The organism is Microbacterium sp. BR1, from assembly GCF_002812725.1.
Classification (GTDB): domain Bacteria; phylum Actinomycetota; class Actinomycetes; order Actinomycetales; family Microbacteriaceae; genus Microbacterium.
Map to the genome: position 1 here is coordinate 870,665 of NZ_NMUN01000004.1, position 24,089 is coordinate 894,753.

Annotated in this window: 21 protein-coding genes and 1 pseudogene; 8 read left to right on the plus strand and 14 right to left on the minus strand. The window is 69.3% G+C overall.

Going from position 1 to position 24,089, the window contains the following annotated elements; translation table 11 throughout:
* The first annotated feature begins 480 nt into the window (after window positions 1–480).
* Window positions 481–1,287: a response regulator transcription factor gene (locus tag CGU35_RS08350; protein ID WP_100811035.1), complete on the plus strand. Its 807-nt coding sequence runs from the start codon at window positions 481–483 to the stop codon at window positions 1,285–1,287.
* Between the two features lie 58 nt (window positions 1,288–1,345).
* Here the strand turns inward: CGU35_RS08350 and CGU35_RS08355 are convergent, their stop codons facing one another.
* The 3 genes from CGU35_RS08355 to CGU35_RS08365 are packed head-to-tail and all read right to left on the minus strand — an operon-like array spanning window position 1,346 to window position 5,835.
* Window positions 1,346–2,512, minus strand: coding sequence for a hypothetical protein (locus CGU35_RS08355; RefSeq protein WP_100811036.1), 1,167 nt, complete (start codon window positions 2,510–2,512; stop codon window positions 1,346–1,348).
* Complete coding sequence (locus tag CGU35_RS08360) at window positions 2,512–4,152, minus strand: sensor histidine kinase (RefSeq protein WP_100811037.1); 1,641 nt, start codon at window positions 4,150–4,152, stop codon at window positions 2,512–2,514. The genes CGU35_RS08355 and CGU35_RS08360 overlap by 1 nt, the downstream gene beginning before the upstream one ends.
* 51 nt (window positions 4,153–4,203) lie before the next feature.
* On the minus strand, window positions 4,204–5,835 hold the full coding sequence (locus tag CGU35_RS08365; protein WP_100811038.1) for an MFS transporter: 1,632 nt from the start codon (window positions 5,833–5,835) through the stop codon (window positions 4,204–4,206).
* Between the two features lie 62 nt (window positions 5,836–5,897).
* On the opposite strand from CGU35_RS08365, the gene CGU35_RS08370 reads away from it, so the two are divergent.
* Window positions 5,898–6,620, plus strand: a complete 723-nt coding sequence (locus tag CGU35_RS08370) for an SDR family oxidoreductase (RefSeq protein ID WP_100811039.1) — start codon at window positions 5,898–5,900, stop codon at window positions 6,618–6,620.
* Window positions 6,621–6,786: 166 nt separating this feature from the next.
* On the opposite strand, the gene rpsA is transcribed toward CGU35_RS08370, so the two are convergent.
* The 5 genes from rpsA to CGU35_RS08395 form a co-directional block, all read right to left on the minus strand.
* Window positions 6,787–8,235 carry a 30S ribosomal protein S1 gene (rpsA, locus tag CGU35_RS08375; protein ID WP_100811040.1) on the minus strand — a complete coding sequence of 483 codons (1,449 nt, stop codon included), beginning with the start codon at window positions 8,233–8,235 and terminating at the stop codon, window positions 6,787–6,789.
* Window positions 8,236–8,424: 189 nt separating this feature from the next.
* Entirely contained in the window at window positions 8,425–9,099 is a 675-nt protein-coding gene (locus CGU35_RS08380; protein ID WP_157813919.1) for a GAP family protein, read from the minus strand.
* A gap of 94 nt (window positions 9,100–9,193) precedes the next feature.
* Window positions 9,194–10,144, minus strand: a complete 951-nt coding sequence (locus tag CGU35_RS08385) for a hypothetical protein (RefSeq protein WP_100811042.1) — start codon at window positions 10,142–10,144, stop codon at window positions 9,194–9,196.
* 110 nt (window positions 10,145–10,254) lie between these two features.
* The gene (locus tag CGU35_RS08390; RefSeq protein ID WP_100811043.1) at window positions 10,255–10,638 is read right to left on the minus strand and encodes a TraR/DksA family transcriptional regulator; all 384 of its coding nucleotides are present in this window, start codon (window positions 10,636–10,638) and stop codon (window positions 10,255–10,257) included.
* Window positions 10,639–10,680: 42 nt separating this feature from the next.
* Complete coding sequence (locus CGU35_RS08395; RefSeq protein ID WP_100811371.1) at window positions 10,681–11,538, minus strand: SDR family oxidoreductase; 858 nt, start codon at window positions 11,536–11,538, stop codon at window positions 10,681–10,683.
* Between the two features lie 100 nt (window positions 11,539–11,638).
* Between CGU35_RS08395 and CGU35_RS08400 the strand changes: the two genes are divergently transcribed.
* A complete protein-coding gene (locus CGU35_RS08400) occupies window positions 11,639–12,010 on the plus strand; it encodes a winged helix-turn-helix transcriptional regulator (protein WP_100811044.1) in 372 nt (123 codons plus the stop codon).
* 24 nt (window positions 12,011–12,034) lie between these two features.
* On the opposite strand, the gene CGU35_RS08405 is transcribed toward CGU35_RS08400, so the two are convergent.
* Window positions 12,035–12,679, minus strand: coding sequence for an NAD(P)H-binding protein (locus CGU35_RS08405; protein WP_100811045.1), 645 nt, complete (start codon window positions 12,677–12,679; stop codon window positions 12,035–12,037).
* 81 nt (window positions 12,680–12,760) lie between these two features.
* Between CGU35_RS08405 and CGU35_RS08410 the strand changes: the two genes are divergently transcribed.
* Complete coding sequence (locus tag CGU35_RS08410; protein ID WP_100811046.1) at window positions 12,761–13,816, plus strand: FUSC family protein; 1,056 nt, start codon at window positions 12,761–12,763, stop codon at window positions 13,814–13,816.
* On the opposite strand, the gene CGU35_RS08415 is transcribed toward CGU35_RS08410, so the two are convergent.
* From CGU35_RS08415 to CGU35_RS08425, 3 genes and pseudogenes are all read right to left on the minus strand, one after another.
* Complete coding sequence (locus tag CGU35_RS08415) at window positions 13,789–14,940, minus strand: NAD(P)-binding domain-containing protein (RefSeq protein WP_232711194.1); 1,152 nt, start codon at window positions 14,938–14,940, stop codon at window positions 13,789–13,791. The two genes, CGU35_RS08410 and CGU35_RS08415, sit on opposite strands and share 28 nt — an antisense overlap.
* 54 nt (window positions 14,941–14,994) lie before the next feature.
* Window positions 14,995–15,771: pseudogene (locus CGU35_RS08420) on the minus strand (isocitrate lyase/PEP mutase family protein).
* A 47-nt stretch (window positions 15,772–15,818) separates the two neighbouring features.
* Window positions 15,819–16,316, minus strand: coding sequence for a DUF427 domain-containing protein (locus tag CGU35_RS08425; RefSeq protein ID WP_100811048.1), 498 nt, complete (start codon window positions 16,314–16,316; stop codon window positions 15,819–15,821).
* 93 nt (window positions 16,317–16,409) lie between these two features.
* On the opposite strand from CGU35_RS08425, the gene CGU35_RS08430 reads away from it, so the two are divergent.
* Window positions 16,410–17,195, plus strand: coding sequence for an SDR family NAD(P)-dependent oxidoreductase (locus CGU35_RS08430; protein ID WP_100811372.1), 786 nt, complete (start codon window positions 16,410–16,412; stop codon window positions 17,193–17,195).
* 93 nt (window positions 17,196–17,288) lie between these two features.
* Here CGU35_RS08430 and CGU35_RS08435 read toward each other — a convergent pair whose 3' ends face one another.
* Entirely contained in the window at window positions 17,289–18,050 is a 762-nt protein-coding gene (locus tag CGU35_RS08435) for a helix-turn-helix domain-containing protein (RefSeq protein ID WP_100811049.1), read from the minus strand.
* On the minus strand, window positions 18,043–19,536 hold the full coding sequence (locus CGU35_RS08440) for an APC family permease (RefSeq protein ID WP_100811050.1): 1,494 nt from the start codon (window positions 19,534–19,536) through the stop codon (window positions 18,043–18,045). Before CGU35_RS08440 ends, CGU35_RS08435 begins: the two co-directional genes overlap by 8 nt.
* 268 nt (window positions 19,537–19,804) lie before the next feature.
* On the opposite strand from CGU35_RS08440, the gene CGU35_RS08445 reads away from it, so the two are divergent.
* The 3 genes from CGU35_RS08445 (at window position 19,805) to CGU35_RS08455 (ending at window position 23,979) form a co-directional block, all read left to right on the plus strand.
* Window positions 19,805–21,280: an APC family permease gene (locus CGU35_RS08445; RefSeq protein ID WP_100811051.1), complete on the plus strand. Its 1,476-nt coding sequence runs from the start codon at window positions 19,805–19,807 to the stop codon at window positions 21,278–21,280.
* A gap of 62 nt (window positions 21,281–21,342) precedes the next feature.
* A complete protein-coding gene (locus CGU35_RS08450; protein ID WP_100811052.1) occupies window positions 21,343–23,412 on the plus strand; it encodes a primary-amine oxidase in 2,070 nt (689 codons plus the stop codon).
* A gap of 12 nt (window positions 23,413–23,424) precedes the next feature.
* Entirely contained in the window at window positions 23,425–23,979 is a 555-nt protein-coding gene (locus CGU35_RS08455) for a hypothetical protein (RefSeq protein ID WP_100811053.1), read from the plus strand.
* Window positions 23,980–24,089: the final 110 nt, after the last annotated feature.

Sequence of the window (24,089 nt, forward strand, 5' to 3'; positions counted from 1 at the left end):
GCCCGTCTTGAGGCACGACCTCTAACGTCATATCTGTCGCACCGAGCGGGTGGCCTGCAGCACAGCACGCGAGACGCGACAGAGGACGGGAACGAGACGCGGGGGACGTCGGATTCTCGGACAGCAAGACAAAGAAGGGCGAGAGCCGGGGGGATCTCGCCATTCGATACATCGGTGCCGGCGCCAGCCGTCCATCCATGTCGCTCGCAACCGCTCGTTCCGTGAAGTCCTATCGGATTCACCGCAACGGGCAAGAGAAACACGTCTGGGGAGACGTCGAGCGCAGGAAATGGACGGCGGCGGGCCCGTATGTACGGGGTCGGTAATTGCGCGGCGTGACCCGCATCCGTGACCGCAAACACCACAGCCAGACGGCAAGAGTTAGGAACAAGAGTGCCTGGGGAAGCATTCAGAAGAGTCTTCTGGGATATCATCGCCGAAGTCAGCGCGCCCGCTCATACGCGTGCCTGGCGGGGAGGGATGTTCGTGTCGAACTCTGGTGTCGCCGTCGTGATCGAGGACGATACAGACATACGCGCGCTCGTCTCGCAGGTGCTCGAGCAGGCGGGCTTCCTGGTCTACGCGGCGTCTTCGGGCGTCGAGGGTCTCGACCTCATCCGCGAATACCAGCCCGTGGTGACGACGTTGGATGTCAGCATGCCCGGCATCGACGGATTCGAAACCGCGAAGCGCATCCGCGAGGTCAGCGATACCTACATCGTCATGCTCACGGCACGCGCCGACGAGATCGACACCCTTCAGGGGCTGCAGGCCGGCGCCGACGACTACGTCACCAAGCCGTTCCGCCCGCGCGAGTTGCGCGCTCGGATCGAGGCCATGATGCGGCGGCCCCGCTCGACCACGCACGCGACGGTCGTCCCGATCGAATCCGCGCCCTCCGCCGTCTCCGCCGCGTCGACCGCGAATCCCCCGTCCCCTCCCGAGCCGGACGATTCGGACGGATGGTACGAGCACCGGGGTCTGCGCCTGCACCCCGAGATGCGTATCGCCACCGTGGACGGCTCGGACGTCGAGCTCACCCGTAGCGAGTTCGACATCATGGCCGACCTGCTGTCGGCGGGTCGGCGGGTCGTCGGCAAGGACGACCTCGCCCTCATGCTCCGTGGTGAGCGTTACGCGGGCGGAAGCGGTTTCGTGAGCGAGCACGATGTGCGCGCGATCGAAGTGCACGTGGCCAATCTGCGCCGCAAGCTGGGCGAATCGGCGGCCAGCCCGCGCTGGATCGAGACGATCCGGGGCGTCGGCTACCGTCTGACCTCCGCCTGAAAGACGCACCGCGCCCGAAGCTCTGCATCGGAGCGGATCCCCGATCGGATTCAGCTGGTCAGACGGCGCCCGCGATCATGACCGAGGCATCCGGACTCGAGGCCGAGCGCACCGCGGCGTCGTTCGCCGCCGTGAAGAGTGCCTCGGAGTCGTAACCCGCGATGTCACTGACGGCTATTCCGACGCCGAGCACGGGGACCACGGATGTCCCCATCGACCCGAAATCGTCGAGCAGGCGGCGGTGGATCCGGCTCGCGACACGCCGCGCATCGCCGATCGATGACGGCTGCAGCGCGATGACGATGCCCGAGGCACCCGCGTAGCCGACGATCGCCGAGGTGGGGGCGTATCGACGCGAACCGACCCGCCAGGCGTGGGCGATGTCTTGAGCATCGACCGTGCCGAACGCGGTTGCGATTTGGGGCAGGTCGTCGAGACGCACCGAGATCACCGCGATGCGTTCGCTGAACGCCGCGGCACGCTGGGTCAGGTCGCCGAACAGTTTGGTGAACGAATCGTCGTCGTAGAGACCGTCGGCATCGAGCAACAGCGTCGTGCTGTCGCCGCGCCCGCGCAGGCGCGCCTGACCCGACCGCAGGACCGACATGGATACGACAGCGACGATCGTCAGGATGATCGTCAGGAACGATGTGGTGATCGTCCCGAACCAGGTCAGGAAGAACGGGTCGGCCGGACCCACGGTCACGAACACGACGGATCGCGCGACGTAGTACGCGCACTGCACCCCCAGGACGAGCGTCAGCGCAACGGTGGAAGCGCTCCGCCCCATGGCCGATCGCCGGGACTCGACCGCGCCCAGGCCCGCGAGCACGGCGAGGGCGATGAACATCACGAGCGCGCCCGCCCAGGCCCCCCCGTTCGGGCCGTCGACCAGGGACGCGACCAGCACCGCCGCGGCAGCGCCCGCGACGATCCACGCCGACACGCTCAGGGATCGTCCGTTGTAGCTCCGCGACCCGAGCCACAGACAGCCGGTGCCGACGACGAAGGCGGCATTTCCGAGCGCGATCGCGATGCCGGCCTGGTCGGATGCAACCCAGGCCAGGTAGCACAGCGTGGTCAGGATCGCCGCGATGAAAGCGAGAGACCAAATACGTCCGGCCCCGGTGTCGCGTCGCAGCACCGTGTCCAGCACGAACTGGACCCCCGCCACGATGACGACGACGGCGGTGCAGAGCGAGATCGAGAACATGTCGAAGACCATCAGGCTTCTCCCCGGGGGTCGGTGGCGGGCAGTCGCACGATGAAGGTCGCGCCCTCGCCGGATCGTGTCTGGACGGTGATCTCGCCGCCGGATGCACGGACGATGTCGCGGGTGATCGCGAGTCCGAGCCCGCTGCCGTGGGTGGTCGTCTTTCGGACGGCATCCGCCCGGAAGAAGCGTTCGAAGAGGCGCGGCAGCTCCTGCTCGCTGATTCCGGGGCCGTCGTCTCGCACCACGATCCAGGCGTGCAGCCCGTCGGATGTCAGCCCCACCTCGATGTGGCCACCGTCGTCGTTGTACTTCACCGCGTTCGAGAGCAGGTTGTCCATGACCTGACGGATGCGGTGCGGGTCGGCGAATGCCGGAGCGGACTCCACACCCGACGCGTCGATCGTGATGCGCCGTTCGCCCGCCGGCGGGATGACGGCCTCGATCGACGCCATGACCACCTCCGACAGGTCGCACATCTGAGGCGTCACGGACAGGTCCACACCCTGCCGCGACTCGGCCGAGGCCGTGAGGATGTCGGAAACGAGCTCGAGCAGCCGACTGGCGTTGCGTTCGGCGACCTCGAGGCTCCGGCGGGCGGTCGGTGCGAGCGACTCCTCGTCGAGCGCCAGGTCGAGATATCCGATGATCGATGTCAGCGGCGTGCGCAGTTCGTGCGAGACGGATGCGACGAGATCCTCGCGTGCGCGAAGTGCGAGCTCTTCGGTCGTGACGTCGCGCGAGATGACGATCGTGCCGGCATCCTGTCCATTGACGTCCTGGATGCGGCGGGCCGTCATGCTGAGCGCGCGGCGCTTGTCGTCTCCCGGCTCGCCGTACCAGACCAGTTCGTTCTCGAACAGCTCGCCCGCACGGGCCCGCGCGAGAGGCATCTCGTCCGCGAGCAGGCGCGTGACACCGTCCGCGCCGAAGGCCGCCGCTTCCGCGCCCCGCGATCGTGCGCGCTGCAGCCGCGCGTGTGCCTCGTTGGTGACGGCGAGCGAACCGTCGGGAGAGATCCGGATCACGCCGAAGTCGACCGCGTCCAGCGCATCCGTGACGATGTCTTCCTGCCGACGCGCGCGCTCGACCGATCGCTCGAGATTGCGGGACTGTTTGTCGAGCAGCTCCCGTTGAGCCGACGAGCGCCGGGCCGCGAGGTACGCGATCGTGGCGACCGCACCGACCGAGATGGGCAACAGCAACGTCGTGGCCGTGATCTCCTGGCTCGGGCTGATCGCCAGCAAGAGCCAGAACAGGGCCGAGATGCTGGCGACCGCGAGGATGGTGCCCGTGACCCCGTACATGTACGCGATCCACATGGCCGGAAACGCCCACAGGAGTCCCAGACCGGATTCGGGTGACGCGTAGCGCAGGATGGCGATCGCGAAGATGTCGATCGCCGGGATCACGGCCGTCATGTACGGCGGGAACTTGTTCCACGGGACGACCAGGGCCGCACCCGTTGCCGCGAACGCGACGCCCAGGCCCAGGACGAACGCATCGAAATTCTGCGCCTGCTGCAGCGCGAGGATGAACAGCGAACCGAGCAGCACGATGCTGCCGAGCAGAACCTGGTTCTGCACCACCGTGCGTTCGCGGATACTGCCGTGAAGGCGGGAGCGACGCGCGAGAGCAGCGTCGGAGGTCATTTCTGAAACTTACCGTGCCGAGGCCCGACGAGGTGCGAGCCACGCAGACCGTTACCCGCGCTCGGGCACCGTAGGCTCGGTCCTCCCCGACGCATCCTGCGTCTCGTAGAGCGAGACCAGCTCACGCTCACGGCTGTGCGGAGGCAGGAAGAAAGCGACGAGACCCGCGCCCAGCGCGATCGCGATAGCACCCACGAGGTATGCGAAGAGGGCGCCGGAGACCAGGCTGTGACTGGCCGCGGCCAGGATCTCGTCCTTGTACTGCGGGTACTGGTCGGCCACGTGCAGCGCGGAAGCGAAGGATGCCTGAAGTGCGGTCGTCACGCTGTCGCTGATCTGCGAGGCCTGGGGGCTCGCGGCGATCGAGCGAGCGAATGCGGCGGCGAAACCGGTCGCGAGGATCGCCCCGAGAAGCGCCTGCATGATGGACCCGCCGAGGTCGCGCTGCAGATCGGACGTCGCCGAGGCCATCCCGACCCGGCGCACGGGTGTGCTCTCGGTGAGCGCCCGCGAGGCCGGTGTCATCGCGAACGCTGCGCCGGCACCGATGACGAGGAACCCGAACCCTATCAGCGGATACGGCGTCTGCTCACGCCAGAACAGCATCGTGACGAACCCGACGAAGACGAGCGCGTACCCGACGAGCATCGTCACGCGGGAGCCGCGGGCCGTGACCAACCGGGCCGAGATCGGCGCGACGACCAGAAGACCCACGGCCGCGGGAACGACCGCGAGACCCGCCTCGAGCGTGTCGTATCCGAGGATGTTCTGCAGAAACTGCTGACCCACGAACATCGCGCCCATGAGCGATCCGAACACGATCGTGCCAGCCGTAGCGGGCACCCAGAAGAGTCTGCGGCGCGCGACCCGCAGGTCGTAGAGCGGATGAGCCGTGACCGCCTGGCGCCACCCGAACAACACCAGCAAGATCAGCGCCGAGAGAAGCAGGACGGCGCCCACGAGCACCTGCCCCGGCGCGAACACCATGCTGATGCCCAGGACGAGCGCGGCGATCGCGAACGTCGCGAGCACTCCCCCACGGTGGTCGACGGGATCACTCGACTCCTTCACGTGCGCGGGCACCAGGATCGCGACGAGGACGAGAGCCGTGGCCGCGATGGGCAGCGCGAGAAGGAATGCCGAACCCCACCAGAACGCCTGCAGCAGCAGCCCGGCGAGCACGGAGCCGACGACCGTGGCCATCGCGCTGACGCTCGACCAGAGCGCGATGGCGCCCGTGCGCTTCGGCCCATTGGTCCAGAGCGCGGTGATGAGCGAGAGCGTCGTGGGGTAGGCCATGCCGGCCGCGATGCCCGTGAAGATCCGCGCCGCGATGAGCAGCTCGACCGAGGGGGCGAACGCGGAGAAGAGGCTCGCCACGACCGTGAGCGCGAGGCCGAGCATCAACAGCTGCTTGCGGCCGTACCGGTCCGCCAGCGCGCCGAGGTAGAGCACCGACATCGCGAGGCCGAGCGAGCAGCCGAGGGCGACGAGATTGAGGGATGTCTGACCGGCGCCGAACGCGTCGCCGATGTCCGGCAGCGCGATGTTCGCCGCCGCCAGGTTGATGTTGCACACCAGCGCGGCGAGGATCAGCGACGACAGCACCCAGGGGGCGCGTCGAGGTGCGTCAGCAGCGGCCGTATCGGCAACTCCGGGCGGAAGCGGGGCCGCATCGGTCATGGCATCACGATAGCGCCCGCGGCGGTTCGCGATCGGCCGCCCGGGCCGCGTATACAGGTTTCATGAGTTCACATTCCGCCCCCGCATCCGATCGCCGTCCCGTCGCCCTGGTCACGGGCGCTTCGGGAGGCATCGGTGGCGCGATCGTGCGAGATCTGGCGAACACCCACCGGGTCGTCGCCGTCGGCCGCGACGAGCAAGCGCTCGCGCGGCTGGCCGCCGATACCGGAGCCGAAACACGGATCGTCGAGCTGACGGATGCGAACGCGATCGACAGCCTGGCGGCACAGTTCGATCGGCTCGACGTGCTCGTCCACGCGGCCGCGATCGCCGATGTCCGCTCGGTCGAGCAGGCGACGGCCGACGATTGGGAGCGACAGCTGAGCATCAACGTCGTCTCGCCCGCGCTTCTGACGCGGGCGACGCTGCCGCTCATCCGTCGCAGCGCAGGCACCGTGATCTTCATCGGATCCGGTTCCGGAACCCGGCCCACGGCCGGAAGCGCGATCTACACCGCCTCGAAGTTCGCGCTCCGCGCCATCGCCGATGTCCTGCGACTGGACGAAGCGCGACACCGCGTCCGCGTCGTCACCGTCGCACCGGGACCGACCGACACGGCCATGCAGCGCACCATGGTGGCGGATGCCGGGGGAACCTATGTTCCCGAGCGCTACATCCGTCCGGAATCGGTCGCGCGCGAGGTGCGCCACGTCGTGGACGCGCCGTCGGACGTCCACATCACGCATGTCGCCGTGCGGCCGCGCGTCGAGGTGCCCCGCGCCTGACACAGAGTACGCGGGCCGCGCCGCGCCCGCGAACGGTCGCGATTCGTCGTGTGCACGGCGAGTGAACGGCGGGTCGCGACCGCTCGCGCCCCTGTTTCCCTCGGCAACGCCACAGGGGCCGAGGTCCGAAGACCCCGACCCCTGTCGGTCGTTGCGGATTCGCGGCTTAGCGGCCCGCGAGCTTCTCACGAAGAGCCGCGAGCGACTCGTCATCGGCGAGCGTGCCCGCTCCGGCCGACTCGCTCGAGAACGACGACGACGCGGATGCCTCGGGCGCTGCGGCCTCGGCCTCGGCGGCCTTGGCGACGAGGGCCTTGTGGTGCTCCCAGCGCGCCTGGGCAGCGGCGTACTCCTGCTCCCACTTCTCGCGCTCGGCGTCGAAGCCTTCCTTCCAGGCCTGCGTCTCGACGTCGAAGCCCTCGGGGTACTTGTACTCCCCGTTCTCGTCGTACTCGGTCGCCATACCGTACAGAGCCGGGTCGAACTCGGTACCGAACGGGTCGATCGAGTCGTTGGCCTGCTTGAGCGACAGCGAGATGCGGCGACGCTCGAGGTCGATGTCGATGACCTTGACGAACACCTCTTCGCCGACCGAGACGACCTGCTCGGCGAGCTCGACGTGCTTGCCCGACAGCTCCGAGATGTGCACGAGGCCCTCGATGCCGTCCGCGACGCGGACGAACGCACCGAACGGAACGAGCTTGGTGACCTTACCCGGCGCGACCTGACCGATCGCGTGCGTCCGGGCGAAGACCTGCCAGGGGTCCTCCTGCGTCGCCTTGAGCGACAGGGAGACGCGCTCGCGGTCGAGATCGACCTCGAGGATCTCGACGGTGACCTCCTGGCCGACCTCGACGACCTCGCTGGCGTGCTCGATGTGCTTCCACGAGAGTTCGGAGACGTGCACGAGGCCGTCCACGCCACCGAGGTCGACGAACGCACCGAAGTTGACGATCGACGAGACGACGCCCTTGCGGACCTGGCCCTTGTGCAGCGCGTTGAGGAAGTTCGTGCGCGACTCCGACTGCGTCTGCTCGAGCAGCGCGCGGCGGCTCAGGACGACGTTGTTGCGGTTCTTGTCGAGCTCGAGGATCTTCGCCTCGATCTCCTGGCCGAGGAACGGCGTGAGGTCGCGGACGCGACGCAGGTCGATGAGCGACGCGGGCAGGAAGCCGCGGAGTCCGATGTCGACGATCAGGCCACCCTTGACGACCTCGATCACCTGACCGGTGACGACACCGTCGTTCTCCTTGATCTTCTCCACGTCACCCCAAGCGCGCTCGTACTGAGCGCGCTTCTTGGACAGGATGAGACGGCCTTCCTTGTCCTCCTTCTGGAGAACGAGAGCCTCGACAGCGTCGCCGAGCTTGACGACCTCGTTGGGGTCGACGTCGTGCTTGATGGAAAGTTCGCGCGAGGGGATGACACCCTCGGTCTTGTACCCGACGTCGAGGAGGACCTCGTCGCGGTCGATCTTCACGACGGTGCCTTCGATGAGGTCTCCGTCGTTGAAGAACTTGAGGGTCTTCTCGACCGCGGCCAGGAAGTCTTCAGCAGATCCGATGTCGTTGATCGCGACCTGCTTGGGAGCCGTGGCGGTCGTTGCGGTAGTCATGTAGTGGGTTGTCCTTGTTGGTTGTATGGTCGGGCTCCGACCCTGTCCGGACGCCATGTGGACGAACGGATGCCCGGGGTCGGGCGAAGCGGATTTCTTGTTGCCGTGCACGCACGGCGAGAACGTCACAGAAGTGACATTCAAGGGTATCAGAACGCTGCCGACGCCCGCAGTATGCCCGCGAACCGACTACAGGTGGATGCCGAACCACCCGAGGGTGCCGGTGCCGAGAAGCAGCACGAAGACGCCGACGAGCACGAGCACGATCGACATCACGAATCCGGAGTCGCGTTCGATCCAGTCCTGGATCCGTTCCATGCGTGCGCGTACGCCGCCGCGGGCGAACGTGAAGAGCACCGTGATCGCGGCCACCGTGGACACCGATGCGATCACGAAGACCGCCAGCATGAAGACCAACACGAGGAACGGCGGGTCCGCGTGGCGCACACGCGTCGCGGCCGTGGCGGTGATGAGCAGCGCCTCGGGGTGGATCGCGAAGCTCGCGCCGAGCGCGACCGTCAGCGTCGGGGTGAGGTTACGCACTCCCCGTACGAGCGGTGACGACCGCGGGGCGGTTCGCCGCCGCGCTATCTGAATGACGCCGAGCACGACCATGAGCACACCGGCGACGATCTCGATCCACCCGATCAGTGTCTTGTCGCCGAACTTCGGCAGCCGCACGGCATGCAGGGCTCCCGCGAAGAGCGCCATGATCAGGAGCAGGGCGGCCGCGTACCCGATCGTGATCAGCCATCCGGGACGCGACTCGCGGGCCGACAGGACGACGACGATCGTCGTCACGATGGGGATCGTCGTGAACGCAACGGTCAGCCCGAGGGCGATGAGCACCAGCCAGTCGGCCACCGTCGTGTTCCTTTCCGGGTCGCGCAGGCCTTCCGGTTCGCACGGGGCGAATCGCGAGACATGTCCCCGGTAAGTGTGCCAGGACTGCGGCCGGTCAGGCGCGCTCGACGTCCACCCAGGCCATCATGTCCTGTCGCACGCGCCGCGGGTCGACACCCGCTCGGGGTGCCAGTTCCGCGATGTACTCGGCGACGAGCGAGGTCGCGGCGGCGCGGGTGACACGCGCGGTGCCGGCATAACGCGCGCGCAGGACCGAGACGACCCAGGCGACATGCTCGGGCCTGATCGTGAGACCCCGCGTCGCGGCACCCTCGACGGCCGCACGTGCCCGCTCGTCGAGGCTCCTTCGCGTGAACCCCGCGAGCACCTCCGGATCGAGGCGACCTGTCGCCAGGAGCGCGGTGATGGTGTCGCTGAGTTCCGACCAGGTCACGAGCGGCAGGGCCGGGTCGATGACGCGCAGCGCACGGATGGACGCGGGCGCACGGGCATCCTCGACCCGTTCGGCATGGCGCGCATGGTTCACGGCGCGCAGGCGCACGGGTTGCACCATCTCCGCGCCCGGATCCTCGTCCGGATGACCGCTGTCGCCTTCCGGCTCGAGACCGGATTCCGACGCCCCGGCGGCCTCTTCCACGACGTACTCGGCCAGCGCCCGCGCGGCGAACAGGGCCAGGGGCACGGTCGCGAGTCCACGCAACGTGGCGGCCTCGTCCTCCGCGCCCGTCGCGAGAAGCAGGCGCGCGGCGGTGTCGAGCGCACGATAGGTCTCGGCCGCGTCGAACGGTCGGATGCGAGCCCACGCGTCCCACACGGCCTGCAACTCACGGGCGTACCCCGCGATGGCGTTGACCGACGCATCGTTCCCATCGTCTGCGGGGGCGCAGGCGAGCACCCTCAGCATGCTCACGAGGTCGCGATCGATACGATCGTCGTCCCCGATGCCCCCGGTGTCGTGCGGATCGTATGCCGCGGCGTGATCGAGCAACACCCGATCGAGATACGGCCCCACGCCCACGACGACGAGCTCGAGGGCGTCGCCCACCAGCGCTCTGTTCTCAGTCCCCACTGCGGTCCCTGCCTTCGGCGGCCCCGGACTCCGCCCCGCGGCGACAGTCTCCGACGAGGTGGCTTTGGGTGCGAGTGTAGCGAGGCTCAGCGCGACGCGCCCAGGCACGGCACGCACATCGTTGCGGCCGGCCTCAGACGCAGACGTCCGTCGACGATCCGCTCGCCGCACCGGGCGCACCGGCCGTACTCCCCCGCACGCAGTCGCTCGCCCGCCCTTTCGAGCTCGGCCAGCTCCGTGAGGTACTCGCCCCGAAGCCCCTCGGCGCGCGACCATTCGGTGATCAGCGTCGACCCCTCGGGGTCGTGCTCGTCATCCGTCCACTCCTCACGAGCGTCGCGGATACCCGTCAGCTGCGACTCGATCAGACTCAGACGCGCCGCGATCTCTTCGTGCCGCGCGCGGATGTACCCGCCGTAGTCGGGTCGTTCCCCCTCGTGCGGTCCCGACACCGCGGCCCCCGCCGTCATCCTTCAACGATAGGTCGAAGGACGACAGCGAGGGCCGTCCGATCAGACGCGGAGCGCGCGCACGCCATCGACCAACGGCGTCGTCGGCCGACCCAGGAGGTTCGAGAGCACCCCGTCCGCCTGCGACAGGACCCCGGCCGCGATCGCCTGGTCGAGGCCCACGACGAACCCGACCGTGCCCTCGTCCAAGCCCGCGGCGGCGAGACCGGCGGCGAGCTGCTCGCTCGTCAGTCGCTCGTAGACCACCTCGCGGCCGAGGGCCTCGGATGCGGCGGCGGCGAAGTCGTCGAACGTCCAGGCGACATCACCCGAGAATTCGTACACCTGGCCCACGTGGCCGTCCTCGACGAGAACCGCCACAGCCCCCGCGGCGTAGTCGGCGCGGCTCGCGCTCGCGACGCGCGCGCCGCCCACGGATGACGCGACGACGCCCGTCTCTGCCGCTCGCGCCACATCCGCCGCATAGTTCTCGTGGTACCAGTTGTTGCGAACGATCACGGCGGGGATGCCGGATGCGGCGATCATCTCCTCGGTTGCCCGATGGTCGGCGCCGAGCGCGTAGTCGAAGGTCGTCGCCTGCGGTGCGCTCGTGTACACGAGACGATCGACACCGGCGGCGTGTGCGGCACGGACCACGTTCTCGTGCCCCGCGACGCGTGCCCCGGGAACGGACCCCGAGATGAGCAGGACGCGATCGACACCCTGCAGCGCGGTCGCGATCGTGGCGGGCCGGTCGTAGTCGATCTCGACCGTCGAGATGCCCCGCTCGGCGAAGTCGGCGACCTTCTCGGGCGAGCGCGCACCGGCGACGATGTCCGAGGGTGCGATGCCGCTCGCGACCAGTGCCTCGACGGCGAGGCGACCGAGGTTTCCGCCTGCGGCGGTGACCAGGTATTTCATGGAGAGTCCTTTCAGAACGACGAGTGTCTCCTTCGCCAACCACCGCCCCGACTCAATGCATTCCAGCCGCCAGGTACCCACTTTTCGGTAAGTTACTCACATGAGCGTAAGTCTTGCCGATATCCGGGACGTGGCGGGAGACGCCGTCTTCACCGACGGATGCCCCACGCGCACCGTGCTCGACCACGTGATGAGCAAGTGGGGCGTGCTGGTGCTACTGGCACTCAGCGACGGGACACGACGATGGGGCGTGCTGCGACGCGAGGTCGACGGCATCAGCGAGAAGATGCTCGCGTCCACGCTCCGCACACTCGAGGCCGACGGGCTCGTGCATCGCCAGTCGTACCCCGAGGTCCCGCCCCGCGTCGAGTACGCGCTGACGGAACTCGGTCGTGAGCTGATGGAGCGGATGCTGCCGCTCATGGAGTGGATCGCCGCGAATTCGGCGGCGATGCTCACCCGCACCCCCTGACGGCCTCGCGCCCGCCCGAAGCCCTCAGGCGCGGACGGCCTCGGCGATCGGGGTCTCGCCGGTGTTGAACTCGATCGTGCGCCGGATCGTCGACGGCTCGTCCAGGACGGCGGCGATGACGGCCGCGACGTCCGCGCGGGCGACCGTCCGCGATTCCGCGCCGCCCACGTCGATCCGTCCCGTCGGCGGGTCGAGCGTGAGTCCGCTCGGACCGAGGATGGTCCAGTCCAGCCCCGTTGCGCGCAGGTGCTCGTCGGCGGCCGCCTTGGCCTCGGCGTAGGCGAAGAACGCGTCGTCCGCCGGCACGCCGTGCTCGGATCCGGCCCCGAAGTACGACACCATCACGTAGCGCACTGCCCCCGCTGACTGCGCCGCATCCATCGAACGGATGGCCGCGTCGCGATCGATCGCGTAGGTCCGGGCGGCGTCTCCCCCGCCGGCCCCCGCGGACCAGACCACGGCGTCGTGCCCGGCGAGGAGCCCGGCGAGTGCTTCGCGATCGAGTTGCGTGACGTCCGCGACCACGGCGGTCGCGCCATCCGACTCGACATCGGCCGTGTGGTCGACGTTGCGGACGACGGCCGAGACGTCGTCCCCGCGGGCGACGAGGAGCGGTGTGAGCAGGCGGGCGACTCTGCCGTGGCCGCCGATGATCAGAATCCGGGACATACGATCCTCCTCGAGCGTTCGGAACGACCCAGCCTATGCGCGCCCCGTGGTCGCCGGGCCGCTACCGGCATACCGTGGGGGATGCGCGTGACATCCGCCATCCGGGCCCCGCACCGGGTGCCCCTCCTGCAGGTCGCGAAGTCGGCGATCGCGACCGTCGGGGCGTGGCTGATCGCGGACGCGATCGTGCAGGGTCCGCCCCCGGTCTTCGCGGCGATCGCTGCGCTGCTGGTCGTGCAACCCAGCCTCAACCAGTCGTTCAGCAAGGCGATCGAACGCAGCGTCGGGGTGATCGTCGGGGTGGTCATCGCGTCGGTGCTCGGGATCGCCTTCGGCGAGGACACCTGGGTGATCCTCGTGTCGATCGTCGTCGCGCTCATCGTCGCGTGGCTGGCGCGCGCCACCGCGGGCACCGCGAATCAGGTTGCGATCAGTGCGCTCCTGGTGCTCTCCCTCGGCGCAGCGACACCGGGATACGCGTTCGACCGCGTTCTCGAGACGGTCATCGGAGCGGCGATCGGCATCATCGTGAACGTCATCCTCGTCCCCCCGGTGGCCGTCGCCCCCGCACATCGCGCCGTCGATGCACTGGGTGAGGAGGTCGCTGCCTCGCTCGAGCGCCTCGCGGCCGCCCTCGAGAATCCGCCGTCTCCTGCAGGGATGCCGCGCGCGGGTGTCGAGGAGCTGTTGCTCACGGCTCGGCTCATGCGGCCCATGCGTGATGCCGCCGAGAAGGCGATCATCGCGGGGCGCGACTCGCTGACCCTCAACCCCCGTGCCCGCCGACATCGCGACGAGTTGGCGGCCCTCAGCACAGTGCTCGATCGCCTCGGTCCCATCGTGACGCAGGTGATCGGGATGACGCGCGCGTTCTCCGACCACTACGACCCGACCATCGCCGAAGAGCCCACCGTCCGGGCCATCGCCGACCAGCTGCGCCGGGCCGCCCACGACGTGCGCCTCGAGCTGCGAGTCGGCACCGACGCGGGTGCTCCGGACGTGACGGGCGAGGGGATGGTTCCCGCACTCACCGCTCCGCTCGCCATCACGATGCCGTCGCCGGATCATTGGATCCTGATCGGCTCGCTCCTCGAAGACCTGCAGCGCATTCACGCGACGCTGTCACGCGCCGCGTAGAGCGCCGGCGGCGCCGCGTTCAATTCCGCGACGATCTGCGCAACCGCGGCGCGTCCGGCCCGGTTGGCGCCGATCGTGGACGCCGACGGTCCGTACCCGATCAGGAACAGGCGCGGTTCGTCGGTCGCCCGGCTGTCCTCGACACGGATGCCACCACCCGCCACACGGATGCGCAGCGGCGCGAGGTGGTCGAGCGCGGCGCGGAAGCCCGTCGCCCAGAGGATCGCATCGGCGGCGACGAACGAACCATCCGGCATCCGCACCCCGTGCTCTTCCATCGACGTGAACATCGGATGCCGCACCAGCACACCGCGCGCCTGTGCCGCGCGCGCCCACGGTGTCCAGTGCATCCCGGTCACCGAGATGACACTGCCCGGCACGAGCCCCTGGCGGACCCGTTCGTCGACGCCCGCGATCGCCGCGACGCGCGCCGCGATGTCGAAGTCGTCGTCGATCCACTCCGGCTCGCGCCGCGTCACCCAGAACGTCTCGGCGACGCGCGAGATCTCGTCGAGCAGTTGGATCGCCGAAACCCCGGCACCGACGATCACGACCCGCTGACCGGCGAACTCGTCGGCCGCGACGTAGTCCGCGACGTGCAGCTGCCGCCCCCGGAACCTTTCCTGACCCGGATAGCGCGGCCAGAACGGCTTCGTCCACGTGCCGGTCGCGTTGATGACGTAGCGCGAGTCGTAGGTCGCGCGGTCCGTCTCCACGCGCAGACGCCCACGCTGATCGTCGTCCTCACGCTCGATCGCCCGAACCTGTTCGGGCCGGTGCACGCGCAGATCGAAACGTTCCTCGTGCTCGGCGAAGTACGCCGGAAGGATGTCTCGGCTCGCCGACGTCGGATCCGCCGGTGGAACGGGATATCCGGGGAGTTCGTGAATTCCGTTGACCGTGCCCATCCGGAGCGACTCCCAGCGATGCTGCCAGGCTCCGCCGGGTCCGGGGTTGGCATCCAGCACCACGAACGTCCGCGCACCCGATCCGGCACCATCGAGCGGCACGAGACCGCGTCGTCGCAGGTGGTAGGCCGCCGAAAGTCCGGCCTGACCGGCACCGATCACGACGACGTCGACGGCGATGGGCGCGCCGACGTCCACCTGCCTGTCTGGGCCCACGGACGACGCCTCCACGCCCATCAGAACCGAGGCCCGGGCCGCCCTATTCCGCGATCAGTTGAGCGCGCGCACCGAGGCGGGGATGACGCCGTCCGCGTACAGGTCGATCGCGAGGTCCTGCAGCGCGGTCACAGCGACCCGCTGCGTCATCGGCCCGTACGAAATGCGAGCCACCCCGAGTGCTTCGTACTCGGCGGCCGGGAGCGCACCGGGCAATCCGATGACGCTCAGCTTGCCCGCGCCCAGGCCCGCGACGAGTTCGCGGGTCGTGTCGGCATCGAGGATCCCCGGGACGAACACCAGGCTCGCGCCGGCGTCGAGGTAGGCGCGCCCCCGCTCGATCGCGTCCGCGATCGACTCCTCGCGCGGGCGACCGCCGCCGCGCACGAAGGCATCCGTCCGTGCATTCAGGACGAACGGCACGCCCTCCGCCTCTCCGGCGGCGACGATGGCCCGCACGTTCGCGACGGACTCGTCGAGCGGGCGCAGCCTGTCCTCGACGTTCGCGCCGACGACACCCACGCCGATCGCACGCCGCGTCGTCTCGCCCGCATCGCCGTAGCCCGCGTCGAGGTCGGAGCTGACGGGTAGGTCCGTCGCCGCGACGATGCGCCCCACCATGTCGAGCATCACCTCGAGGGGGATGTTCTCGCCGTCCTCTTAGCCGAACGTCGCGGCGATCGAGTGACCGGCGGTGGCCAGGGCCTTCGTCTCGGGAAGGGCGGCGATCGCCCGCGCCGAGACGGCGTCCCAGACGTTCACCACCCGAAGGATCTCGGGGGCGGCATGCAGTCGCTCGAGGGTCTGGGCCTTGTCCACCTGGGTGCTCATGCCCCCACGCTAACGGTCGCCGAGCCGGTCGGCGCGACCAGCGTGGCCTACCAGCCGTTCGACCCCGGCACACCCTTGAACGGACCCGCGATGGCGGCCGTGATCCATCCGCCGTAGAAGCCACCCGGCTGCGGCTCGACGCGCTCGCCGGCGACCGTGCAGGCATCCATCTCGCCCGGGTGGACCGCCACGCGGTCGGCCAGCAGCTCGAAACCGGTCGACGGATGCGGGTAGTTCCAGGCGGCGCCCGCCACCACGCGGTCGCCGCCGCGCACGTCGAGGTATCGAGCGGCGCCCTTCCACTCGCAGAACGACGAGCCGGCGGCCGGCGCGAGTGCACCCTCGGTGAAGTCCGCGAGGGGCAGGTAGTAGACCGGTGGGTGACTCGTCTCGAGCACGCGGACGACATCCCGGGTCTCGACGATCCGGATGCCGCCCAGGTCGATCGTGACCGCGGCATCAACGCGCTCCACCCGCGGCGGGCGCGGGTAGTCCCAGACGGATTCCTGTCCCGGAGCAACGGGGTCGGGCGTGGGGCGACGCATCCGACAACGCTAGTGCGCCCCGCGCACTAGCGGCTCGGACCCGCGCACGCAGACTCGGCCCCCGCACATCCGGCGGCACCTAGTGTGGCGATCATGCCCATCGACTTCACCGCCACCACCGCCCTGATCACCGGCGCGAGCTCCGGTATCGGCGCCGCCTTCGCCGACGCCCTCGCCGCCCGCGGGGCGGACGTCGTGCTCATCGCACGCCGTGAGGACCGCCTGATCGAGCTCGCGAGCGAGCTGAGTGATCGCCACGGCATCACGGCCACACCGATCGCGATGGATCTGGCACGCACCGAGGCGGCGACCGAACTGCGCGACGAACTGGAGGCGCGGGGCATCCGGATCGACACCCTGATCAACAACGCCGGCTTCGGCATGCGCGGGGATTTCATCGACGCAGATCCCGCACGAGTGGCCACGATGATCCAGGTGAACGTCACGACGCTCGTCGCCCTGACCCACGCCTTCCTGCCTGCGCTCGTCGCGAGTGGTCGCGGAGCGCTCGTCAACGTCTCGAGCGTCGTCGCGTACCAGCCGACCCCACACATGGCCGTGTACGGAGCATCGAAGGCCTTCGTCCTGAGCTTCACCGAGGCGATCGCCTACGAGACCCGGGCGTCGGGGCTGCGGGTGCTGGCGATCAGCCCGGGTGCTACCGCCACCGAGTTCTTCGAGATCGCGCAGGCCGAGGACATGGCCCGCGGGCGCGTGCAGACCCCGGCGCAGGTGGTCGCGAACGCCCTGCGCGCGCTCGATCGCCGCCGCACTCCGCCGAGCATCGTCTCGGGCGGCACGAACGCGGTGGCGGCGACACTCGCGGGCATCATGCCGCGCGGCCTCGTCCTCGACGCGAGCGGCCGACTTCTCGCCTGAGCCCCGCGAGCGGCCGCGACCACCGCGAACGGACGCGACTCGCCGTTTCACACGCGCATATAACGGCGTGGCGCGACCGTTCGCGCCCGAGTGTCAGGTGAGGAGCGGCGCGAGGCGCGTCGCGGTCGGCTCGAGGAGGCGAATGACTGCGGATGGCTCGGCAACCCGGTGTGCGGGGCCCGAAAAGCCCAAGGCGCCCGCGAGCGTGCCGCCGGCGTCGCGGATGGGGAGCGCGAGGCATCCGAATCCCGCCACGAGCTCGCCGATCTGACGCGTCACGCCGAAGCGTCGCAGGTCTGCCGCGGCGGTATCGAGGCGCTCCGGATCGACTCCGTGGCCGAGCCCCGCGCTGCCGACCCGCGCGCCGCCGCTGGCGCCCTCGGCCAGCAGCAGCCGACCCAGGGCGAACCGGGAGGGATCACGGGCGAGCCGCACCGGATCGCTGAACGGAAAGTCCGGATCCGCGTCGACCAGGGTCACGCGACCCTCCGGATACAGCACGACGTGGACTCCCCCGCGGACCTGGTCGCGCGCCGCGGCGAGCAGTTCCCGGGCCGCGGCAGGCAGCCGCACGGGAGCCGCGACAGACGCGAGGTGCACGACCTTCGCGCCGAGCGCGAAGCCGGACAGGTCGGGGGTGCGGACGAGGAAACCGTCCTGCACGAGCAGGTTGACCAGGCGATACGTCGTCGCCTTCGGCAGCCCCAGCGCCTGCGAGATCTCACGGGCGGTCGCTCCGGCACCGAGCTCGGCCACGGCCTCGAGCACGGTCAGGGCGCTGTGGATCGCACGGGGCTGACGCGCCGAGATGTCCCCGACGGCCGGGGCATCCGCGCGAACCCGTGACTCAGGCATCCGGTGTTCTCCGCGCGATGCCGCCGAGCACTTCCGAGGCGACCGGCTCGTCGTAGGCGCCGATTCCCGCGAGGGATGCTTCGCCCCGCCGTCTGCGCCACGCCACGATCAACGCGGCGGCCACCGCGACGATGAGCGCGAGCGGTGCGCCGGGATTGCCCTCCACGCCCACGAACACCAGGTAGGCGATGAGTCCCGCCGCCAGGACCAGCGCAGACGCGATGGCGACGAGGCCGGTCCGGAAGGTCAGTTCGCCGATTCGATGGAGGAAGACCGGCGCAGCCACACAGACCAGCACGTAGGCCCCGATGTAGCCCGCCGCCGAGACCGCGATGACGGCCTCCATGGCCTCCCACACCCCGACCCCCGCAAGCACCGCGGCGATCGGAGCGATCGCGACGATCGGCACCGCGACCCGGATCGCACCGATCGGTGTGCGATATCGCGGATGCACGCTGCCGAGGGCCCGCGGGGCGATCCCGTCACGGCCGAGCGAGAACAGCACGCGCGTCAGGGCGGTCGTCGAGGCGATCGCGCACGCGAGGAACGAGGCAGCGATTCCGAGGTCGATCAGGATTCCCAGTTCGGCGACACCGTAGGCGCTGGCGAGGACGTTGATCGGAGAGTCGCCGTCCCCCAGCTCGCGCCCGAGCGAGTGGAAACCCGCGACCTGCGTATACGCCGCCAGCAGGTAGAGCCCCCCGGCGAAGAGAACCGTGGCCACGATGGCCCGCGGGATGTTGCGGAGCGGCGCGCGCGCCTCCACCCCGAGTGTCGCGGCACTCTCGAACCCGACCAGCGCGGTGAGCGCCAGCACGGCCCCGGCGGCGAACCCGGCGACCGAGAAACCCTCGGTCGGCACCACGGCCGAGACATCCACGGGACCGATCTGCACCAGCAGCACGACGAGAAGCACGACGATGATGACGACCGAGACGAGCTCGACGACGAGCGCGACCCGCGAAGAGACGCGGATGCCTCGCACCAACACGAGCGTCAGCACCGCCACCTCGGCCACGAGCACGGCCGCGACGCCCCAGACTCCCCCGAACTCCGGCCAGAAGCCGCGGATCAACATCGTCAGGTAGTGAGCGCCGCCCAAGAGGGCGAAGACCGCGATGAAGCCGTACCCGATGACGATCGCCGCGCCCGCGGCGAGCGCGGCGCCCGATCCCAGCCCTTTCGAGACGAAGGTGTAGAGCGATCCCGCGGCGGCCATGCGTTTCGTGAACTGGTTGATCGTCGAAGCGACCATGAGGGCGAGCAGACCGGCCGTGAGCATCGCGGGGACGGTCGCGACGCCGGCAACCCCCGCGACGAGCACCACGACCGTCGTCGCGGCCGCGGACGGGGCGACGGCCGCGACGGACTGCGCCAGCACGTCGGCGAACGAGACGCTCCGCCTATCGAGGCCGTCGAGGGGTGAGCGCGCTCCGAATCCGCGCACGGGCGACGGGCGGGCGATCGCCCGATCGAGTGCCGTCATGTCACTCCTCCTCGTTCGGGCTCACGGTACGCAGAGCCCGTTGCCGCGGCACGTCCCGCGTGTTTCGGCCGTGTGTCGCCGAATGAGACACCGCCGTGCGGACGTCTCACACGGCGGCCGAGAGGTTTCACACCGCCGAGACGCCCGGGCAACCGGCGGACGACAGGCTCGGGTCAATCCGCGCACCCCCGGAGATCCTTACCCTTCAGCGAACCCTGCCCTCCCGCGAACCCTGCCCTCCAGAGATCCCCCACAGATCGGACATCACATGACCAAACTCGAAACCCCCGGAGTCGACGCTCCCGCGAAGCGGGCGCTCAAGGGCTCGCTCGGCGCCACCGCCATCGTGTTCATGGTCGTCGCCGCGGCGTCGCCCCTGACCGTGGTCGGCGGGGCCACGCCGCTCGGCATTCTGATCGGCAACGGCGTCGGATTCCCGGCCCTCTACGCGATCAGCGCGATCGTGCTGCTCTTCTTCGCCGTCGGCCTGGCCACGATGACGGCCCACGTCCCCAAGCCCGGCGCGTTCTTCACGTACGTCGGGTACGGACTCGGGCGTTCGGCGGGCCTCGCGAGTGCGTGGATCGCGATGCTGACCTACACGGCCGTCCAGGTCGCGGTGTACGGATACATCGGTTACATCCTCTCGGTCACGGTGCACTCGGTCGGTGGGCCCCTGCTGTCGTGGTGGGTCTACTCGCTCGCCGTCATCGCGCTGGTCGGAGTCCTCGGCTATCGCCACATCGACCTGTCGAGCAAGATCCTCGGCGTGCTGCTGGTCGCGGAAGTGGGCATCGTCCTGGCGCTCGTCATCGCCGTCGTCATCACCGGCGGCGAGGACGGGCTGAGCCTGGCACCTTTCGAGCCCGCCAACGTCGTGAGCGGATCCCCGGGCATCGGCATGATGTTCGCCATCGCGGCGTTCATCGGCTTCGAGGCGACCGCGATCTTCCGCGACGAGGCGCGCGACCCGGGCAAGACGATCCCGCGTGCGACGTACACCGCCGTCATCGGCATCGGCGTCTTCTCCACGCTCGCCGCGTGGGCGCTCGTCATGGCCTGGGGTCCCGACGGGGTGATGGGCGTCATCGCGGAAGACCCGGGCACGTTCATCATCACGACCATGGCCCGCTACCTCGGAGTCGTGGGAGAGATCGGTGTCAACATCCTGCTCATCACGGCGATGTTCGCCTGCGTGCTCTCGTTCCACAACGTCATCACGCGCTACCAGCACTCCATGTCGAACGCGGGAGTCCTTCCCGATCGCCTGGGCGTGGTCCACACGAAGCACCTCTCGCCCCACGTGTCCTCGATCGTGCAGACGGTGACGGCCGTGCTGCTCATCGCGCTGTTCGCGGTGCTGAACCTCGATCCCGTGCTGCAGGTTTTCACCTGGTTCGCCGGCGTCGCCACGCTCGCCATCGCGATCCTGATGGCGGTGACCTCGGTCGCGGTGATCGTCTACTTCGCCAGGACCCGCAAGGACCGTCGTCCCTGGAACACGATCATCTTTCCCGCGCTCGGTCTGCTCGGGCTGATCGCCTCGGCCGCCCTCATCGTCGCGTACTTCCCGATCATGGTCGGCGATGTCGACGGCACCGGCGCGCCCGCATTCGGGGCCGTGAGCTGGTTCCTGCTGGCCCTGATCGCGCTCTTCCCGGCGCTCGGCTTCGTGCAGGCGTGGTGGATCAAGAAGAGCCGCCCCGCCGCGTACACCAAGCTGACCGACTCGATCGCCGGCTGACCCGAGACAACCATCCGGTCGCCGAGCACGTCGAAGCGACCTGCCCCACCGAGGAGACACTCATGAGCATCACCGACATCCAGACATCCGTCGCCTACTCCGCGCCCGACGCGCCCGCCCACCCGCTGTCGTCCCTCTCGGTCGCCGAGATCGAGGCCGTCCGCACGATCGTGCTCGGCCGCGCGGACTTCACGACGACCACGCGCTTCGCCTACGTCGGGCTCGAAGAGCCCACGAAGGGCGAGGTGCTCGGCTGGGAGGCGGGCGAGGCGTCCCTCCCGGATCGCCGCGCGCGCGTGCAGCTGCTCGACATGGCGACGGGGCGCTCGACCGACTCGATCGTCTCGATCACGACGGGCGAGACGCTCTCGAGCACCGTGCTCGACGGGTCGAAGGGCCAGCTGCCGATCCTCGACGCCGAGTTCGAGGACGTCGGTCTCATCCTCGCCGAGGACGAGGGATGGATCGCCGCGCTCGCCGCCCGCGGCCTCACGATCGATCAGGTCGTGGCCGTGCCGCTCTCGGCGGGCCACTACGGGTATGCCGCGGAAGAGGGGCGCCGCATCGTCCGATCGTTCGTCTTCCGCATGGACCACCCGGCCGACCACCCCTGGGCCCACCCCGTAGACGGCCTGACCGCCTACATCGACACCGCCGACCGCCGGGTGATCGAGATCATCGACACCCCCGGGTTCGCGGTTCCCGAGACGCACGGCAACTTCGACGACCCGGAGCTGCAGGGACCGCCGCTCGACACCCTCAAGCCCATCGTCATCACGCAGCCCGAGGGACCGAGCTTCACGGTCGACGGAGAGCACGTGACGTGGGGCAACTGGAAGCTGCGGATCGGCTTCGACATGCGCGAGGGCCTGATCCTGCGCGAACTCTCGTTCGCCGACAAGGGCGTGGATCGGCCGGTGATGTACCGCGGGTCGATCAACGAGATGCTCGTGCCCTATGCCGACCCGCACCCCAACCGGTTCTGGCAGAACTACTTCGACACCGGCGAGTACATGTTCGGCCGCTACACGAACTCCCTCGCGCTCGGCTGCGACTGCGTCGGCGAGATCCAGTACTTCGACGCCGTCCTCCCCGACGAACTGGGGTTGCCGCGCACGATCGACAACGGCATCTGCATGCACGAAGAGGACTTCGGAACGCTCTGGAAGCACACCGACATCTTCACCGGATCGCACGAGGTCCGTCGCTCCCGCCGCCTCGTGATCTCGTTCTTCACCACGGTCGGCAACTACGACTACGGCTTCTACTGGTACCTCTACCTCGACGGCACGATCGAGTGCGAGGCCAAGCTCACCGGCATCCTCTTCACGTCGTCCTTCCCGGGTGATGCGGCGGATGGCACGGCCTACCCGTTCGCATCGCAGGTCGCGCCGGGGCTCGGTGCCCCGTACCACCAGCACCTGTTCTCGGCGCGCCTCGACATGACGGTCGACGGCCTGTCGAACGTCGTCAACGAGATCGATGCGGTGCGCCTGCCCGTCTCCGAGACCAACCCCGCGGGCAACGCCTTCACGAAGAAGGTCACGCCGATCGCCTCCGAGGCCGTCTCGGGGCGCGTCGCCGACGGCGCCGTGAACCGCGTCTGGCAGATCGCGTCGACCGAGAAGACCACCGAGCTCGGGCAGCCGACGTCGTACGTGCTGTTCCCGACCGAGACGCCGACGCTCCTGGCGGATGGCTCGTCCTCGATCGCCCGGCGCGCGGAGTTCGCCACGAAGAACCTGTTCGTGACCAAGTACGACCCCGCCGAGCGGTACGCGGCGGGCGACTTCGTCAACCAGAACCCGGGCGGCGACGGCATCACCGCGTACATCGCGGGCGACGACCCTCTCGTCGGCGAGGACGTCGTGCTGTGGCACACGTTCGGGCTCACGCACTTCCCGCGCAACGAGGACTGGCCCGTCATGCCGATGGACTACGCCAAGTTCACGCTCAAGCCGTACAACTTCTTCGAGCGCAACCCCACGCTGAACGTGCCGGCCCCGGCCATGACCGAACACTGCTCGATGGATGCGGGGCACGCCGATCACGCATCGCACTCGGCGCATGACGCGGGGCACGCGCACGAGGCCACGGCGCACGGCGCGCACGACGACCACGCCTCTCGCTGAGCCGGTCGCTTCGTGGGTGAGCTCCTCCACCTCGGTGCGCTCGCACCGGCGGCGATCGGGGCGTGCTGCATAGCCGCCGATCGCCGCCGGGCGCGGGCGCCCGAGCTCGCCGCATCCGTTCTGATGCTCGTCGCGATGCTCGACGTCGTGCTGTGGGGTGTCGTCGCCCCGATCCTGTGGGCGGCCCTGCTGATCGTCGCGGCGATCGCGTTGGCGGCGCTGCGCGGCCGTGCGGCGCGCTCACGTGTCGAGCGCGGGCCCGGTGCTGCGCTCGTGCCCTCGACGGTCATGACCGTGCACGCAACGCTCGGCCTGGTCGTGATGGCGGCGCTCGTGCTCGCGATGATTCCGGATGCCTCGACCCCGGGTCCAGGCGCCGGGCACCATGGTTCGGGGCCATCGTTCGGACTGGTCGCCGCGGCATCCGCTCTGCTCTTCGGACTCGTCTCGGTGATCGCGACCCGTGCACCGCACGGCGGCGCGGCGCGCGCATCGGTCCTGGAGCGCGCGCAGCTGATCGCGATGGGAGCGTCGACGGCGGCGATGGGCGTGGCTCTGCTCGCCTGACGCCGAGACCCTTGGCTCCGCCCCGAACGGTCGCGACTCGCCGTTCCACACACGCATGGAACGGCATGTCGCGACCGTTCGGAGGCCGAGTCGCCGCCGCAAGGCCCCTC